Raw genomic sequence first — 5052 nt, forward strand, 5'->3', positions numbered from 1 at the left:
CCCCCACTCCCCCACTCCCCCACTCGTTCAGTCATTTGCCCTTAACCATTCACCTGCTTTGGCCTGGTAGTAACTATCATAAGGAGAACTATATGCTTTTTCAAAGCATTCTCTGGCTCGATCGCGATCGTTTATTGCTTGATAATACGTACCGTAAATAAAGTTTTCCAATACGCTGAGAAATTCTTTATCCCTAATCAAAATAGCGTTAAAACTTATACTGAAATTTTTTATGTTTTCTTTATTTTCCAAATACTCTTGCAGTTTTTCACCAGCGTTTGTAAAGTTATTTATTAAAACATAGAAATATACATAGATAAGATTAATCAATGTGAATTTCTCGAAAGTAGATGCTATTTCTAGATATCTTTCAGCTTCATTCAAATCCACTTTTAGCATTAATAGATTTAGGGCAGACAAACCATAATAAGGGCCTTTTAAGATCAGATCTAGTTTTCTTGGCTCGATTTTCTCCAACCACTCACTTGCGTCTTCAAATCTGCCCATTCTGTGATACACATTGGCGATGTTGTAAATAATGCCGTCTCTACTCTCTATATGCAGCCGCACGAAAATACTTTTTAGCTTTTTGTGTAAAAGAGCTAAAGCGCGATCGTACTCTCCTTGGAACATCAGTTTAATCGGCTTCATCGAGTTAAAATAAAGTTCCCAAATTAGAAAACCCCAAACTGCTAAAACTCCGATAAATGTTACTAAACCAAAAGGTATACCTGTATTAATTGCGACAATGGTATCTATTAATATAAGTAAGAAGGTAATCAGGATACCGATGAGTAAGCCAGCGATCGCATAAGCTACTTTCTTCATTAATTTATTACCTTAATTACAACCAGGATGGTTAAAATATAGGAATATTTTAACCATCCTGGTTGCAAATATATGCTTCTAAGCCAAATTTTTCACTAACGCACGCCAAGCGAACTGTGGTAAAGCTAACATCCGCCGCCAGCGCCAGGGCTCTTGATACAAACGATACAGCCATTCCAAATGATTGTTCCTCAGCCAAGCAGGGGCGCGGGACTTAATACCCGCCCAAATATCCAAACTACCGCCAACGCCAATCCAGATTGCTTTGGGACAAAGGAGGCGATTTTTGGCAATCCACAATTCTTGGCGCGGCACGCCCAAACCAACTAAAATTATGCTGGGCTGTAGTTCTTTGAGGGTGGCGTGCAGTTGTTGTTCGTCTTCAGGTGAAAGGTAGCCGTGCTGCGTACCTGCGATTTTCAATCCTGGAACTCGTCGCTGCCACATTTCTGCGGCTGTTTGAGCTACCCCAGGTTTTCCACCGTAGAAAAATACCGACCACGACTTGCCCAACTGACCGGCTTGCCACAAAAGCGACTCTGCCAGTTCAATTCCCGGACAACGTTTTACCGATTTGCCCAGTATACGCAAATAAAGCACAACTCCAGAGCCATCAGGAATAACCAAATCGGCTTGACGGATCGTACTAGCCAAACTTGCATTGCGTTCTGCCTGGATGCTCATCTCAGCGTTGAGTGTTACCACATGACAGCCTTGTTGGTGCTGCAACCTTGAGAGGAGCCAACCTGAATAGTCTTCCAACAGATGTACCGGTAGTCCCAGTACCGAGAACGGTTGGGGCGTCTCAGTCATAATAACCTGTTTTTGCACAACCTCACATCACCATATCTATGCTCGACAGTTTACCTCGACGCAGAATTGCTGTGTACTTCCAAAGAAAGATCTTCCCGACAAATTTTTTCTCTCTTTTTTTGAGCGGGCAGACCTCAAACACATGGTTTGAGGGAACCATCAGCATACAGCTCTAGAGGCACCAACTGTACTTTACCATTAACTCTGACTTTAGAGTAGACAATGCGGACAAACTGAGATTTGTTATTGTTGTAGCGAGTAGACATAATAGTTCACCTTACTACGTTAAAGTTTCAGTTCTGAGTAGCTATTAAGGCAAATTATTGAACTGTTTATTTCTGCCTACTGATGTTCTACAAAAGGAAATGTTAAACTTCCGGACACAATCAGACAATTTTATGCCTTGCCCGCTCACACAAGAGCTTAGGCAGCCATACCAAATCTCTTCTATGCACAAAAGCCAACATCTTTTATCCGAAAACTCTGCTTTATTTTTGGCGTGCAAGGAACATCACAAAATTAGTTTAAGTCAATCAGATCGGCTGACAAGCTAATTAACCAAAGACTTAGGCACTGGCGTTGCCAAAAACTGCGTTTCTGATTAGATATCTAGTTGAGGAACCTTGTGGGGTGCCAGTCGATCGCTCAATTTAACTAGCTATCACCTATCAGCTATCAAAAAGCTGACGCCTCAATTTAATGCAGCACGATTTGCACGGCATCTCCAAGTTTTATTTGCAATTGTGATTGGGCGTTACCTTTGCTGACAGCAATTTCCACACAACCGTGACTCCCAAGTAAAGCGATCGCACTGCCATCAGGGGTATTGCTGTAAGTTTTATTACCTGGTATACTTAACCCAGCGGCTTTAACAAACCAATTTTTGCCGTCAACGAGATGAGCGGGGATGTTTGTAATTAAGTTGCCGAAGCGATCGACATACTGAATGCAGCCTAGAATACCAGTATCTGTTAAACTGTATTCTGATATGGGCAATGGCACCAAGGTTTCTGGAGCGATTTTTTGTCCCAATTCTGTAAAAGGAACACCGCTGGCAAGATGAGCTCCCACGGAGGCAAAAATATCTCGACCGTGAAAAGTCTTGCTGGGTGTTGGCGTGCGCCAGTATTCTCGATTGGTAAGTGCGATCGCCGCCACAACGGGAGTGTGACTGAGAATACCGCTAAACAACCCATTATCCGGGCAAACTAAAAAAGCATTGGCAAATTCGATCGCCACTGCACGTCTGTTACCCCCTACCCCAGGATCGACAACGGCAATATGTACCGTTCCATCAGGAAAATACGGGTAGGCGCTCATCAGACAAAATTGACCTGCAGCAATGTTTTGGGGAGGAATTTCATGGCTAAGATCGATTACAGTTAGAGTAGGGTTGATTTGGGCAATAACGCCTTTCATTACACCTACATAAACATCGCTTAGGCCAAAATCGCTTAAGAGAGTCACCAGTCTAGGAACAGGCATTTTTGTCAAGTTTACAAAAATTTTATATGAAATCCGTTAGACAAAAAGTCATCGGCGTCTATCCCAAAAGCCTCGTTATCGCAAAATTTTCCCCGCTAGCCTATTGTTAATTGTTCCGGAGATAGTAATATGGCAACTCGTCAGGCTGTTCGACAAATAGCCGATCGCCGGATTTCTCCAAAAGAAACGAGGCGCTACTACCGTGGGATGGAGCAACTTGTCACAGTTGTGCAAGAGCTTTCTTTAGCTCGCAACCTAGACGCCGTTATGGCAATTGTAAAGCAAGCTGCACGAGAACTGACTGGTGCGGACGGAGCTACCTTCGTACTGCGCGACCGCAATATGTGCTACTACGCGGAGGAAAATGCGATCGCGCCACTTTGGAAAGGTCAGCGCTTCCCGATGAATATTTGCATCGGCGGGTGGACGATGTTGAACCGCCAACCGGTGCAGATCGAAGATATTTATGCCGATACGCGCATCCCGTATCAAGCTTATCAATCAACCTTTGTCAAGAGTCTGGTGATGGTGCCGATTCGGACATTAGACCCGATCGGTGCGATCGGCAACTACTGGGCCAAACGACATCAACCCAGTCCGGAAGAAGTAAAGTTGCTACAAGCACTAGCTGACACCACCGCCGTCGCATTGGAAAATATCCAAGTTTACGCCGAACTGGAACAGCGCGTAGTCGAACGTACAGCAGAACTCCAGACCGCATACAAAGAACTGGCCACTTTAGCCGATAACGTACCTGCATTGGTGGCCCGCGTCGATCGCAACCTGCGGCACATCTTTGTCAATCAACCCCTAACAGAAGTCTGCGGCATCCCCAAAGACGAATTCTTGGGTAAAACTTTTCGAGAGTTGAAGTTATCGCCACAGGTATGGGAGGTCTGGGAATCTGGCGTCTGCCAGGTCTTCGCTGTCGGCATCCCCAAAGAAGTCGAGTTTCCTTTTGTCAGTCGCGATGGTGTGCGCTACTATTGCACGCGATTTGTGCCGGAGTTCGACGCCAACGGAAGCGTGGAAACTGTGTTGGGCGTAACTTACGATATTACTGAAAGCAAGCAGACAGAAGAGGAAATTCGTCGCTTGTCTCTCACCGATGATATGACAGGTTTACACAACCGTCGCGGTTTTTTTCTTCTCTCCGAACAGCAATTAAAAGTTGCTTGCCGTGCCCACAGCTTCTGTGCATTAATTTTTGTCGATTTAGATGGTTTGAAAAAAATCAACGACACTTTAGGACACGATTTAGGTTCGGCGATGATTGTTGACGCCGCACAATTACTGAAAAGCACTTTTCGGGAAGCAGATGTGGTGGCGCGTTTGGGTGGTGATGAATTTATTATTCTGGCATTAAACTGCGGCGATAGCTGCCATGCGATCGAACCACGAATTATTACAAAAATTGATGAGTTCAATCGGCAAGAAAAGCGTCCTTATAAATTATCTATGAGTGTTGGTATTTTACCTTTCGATCCTCAAACTAGGGAATCTATGGAAAGTTTAGTAGCCCGAACTGATGCACTGATGTACGAAGACAAACGTGCTAAGCGGCAATGTTTACTTTCTTGAAAAAAAATCTAGTTGTACGCAAGAGGAACATTTATAGGGCACATCAGACCGATTAATCCGTTCGTAAAGCTACTATTTTAGTATCTGACGCGCCCTACATTTCTACCTCAAAAGTTCCTCGCAAAGTCGATCCAAATTGCTATTTTGCTCAGCAATAATCAGCTGCGCTATATCTACCAGTTTAGCAATATTTTCTTGGCTGCCATCGTCCATATCATCGTTAGCTTCATTCAACGGTGCTTGGAAGCGATAGTACTGTTTGGGATAACCGGGATCGTAAGGAAGCAATTGTTCCAATTGACTGGCTACCGATTCGCTCATACCGTCCATCATAATATTGATAAT

At 44.1% G+C, this 5052-nt stretch carries 5 protein-coding genes and 1 pseudogene; 1 reads left to right on the top strand and 5 read right to left on the bottom strand.

All coding sequences use genetic code 11. The annotated features are described in order from the left end of the window. Window positions 1-27: 27 nt before the first annotated feature. The 4 genes from H6S82_RS17690 to H6S82_RS17700 form a co-directional block, all read right to left on the bottom strand. Window positions 28-828, bottom strand: a complete 801-nt coding sequence (locus H6S82_RS17690; protein ID WP_190473821.1) for a tetratricopeptide repeat protein — start codon at window positions 826-828, stop codon at window positions 28-30. Window positions 829-906: 78 nt separating this feature from the next. Then, the gene (locus H6S82_RS17695; protein ID WP_190473824.1) at window positions 907-1641 is read right to left on the bottom strand and encodes a WecB/TagA/CpsF family glycosyltransferase; all 735 of its coding nucleotides are present in this window, start codon (window positions 1639-1641) and stop codon (window positions 907-909) included. 134 nt (window positions 1642-1775) lie between these two features. Further along, window positions 1776-1907, bottom strand: a complete 132-nt coding sequence (locus H6S82_RS34090; RefSeq protein ID WP_255512303.1) for a hypothetical protein — start codon at window positions 1905-1907, stop codon at window positions 1776-1778. A 430-nt stretch (window positions 1908-2337) separates the two neighbouring features. After that, window positions 2338-3126, bottom strand: a complete 789-nt coding sequence (locus tag H6S82_RS17700; protein WP_190473825.1) for an SAM-dependent chlorinase/fluorinase — start codon at window positions 3124-3126, stop codon at window positions 2338-2340. Window positions 3127-3255: 129 nt separating this feature from the next. On the opposite strand from H6S82_RS17700, the gene H6S82_RS17705 reads away from it, so the two are divergent. After that, the gene (locus H6S82_RS17705) at window positions 3256-4707 is read left to right on the top strand and encodes a diguanylate cyclase (protein ID WP_190473832.1); all 1452 of its coding nucleotides are present in this window, start codon (window positions 3256-3258) and stop codon (window positions 4705-4707) included. 102 nt (window positions 4708-4809) lie between these two features. Here the strand turns inward: H6S82_RS17705 and H6S82_RS17710 are convergent. Continuing rightward, a pseudogene (locus tag H6S82_RS17710) lies at window positions 4810-5052 on the bottom strand (patatin); the annotation flags it as partial.

It is taken from the genome of Planktothrix sp. FACHB-1355, assembly GCF_014748295.1.
GTDB lineage: Bacteria > Cyanobacteriota > Cyanobacteriia > Cyanobacteriales > Aerosakkonemataceae > Aerosakkonema > Aerosakkonema funiforme_A.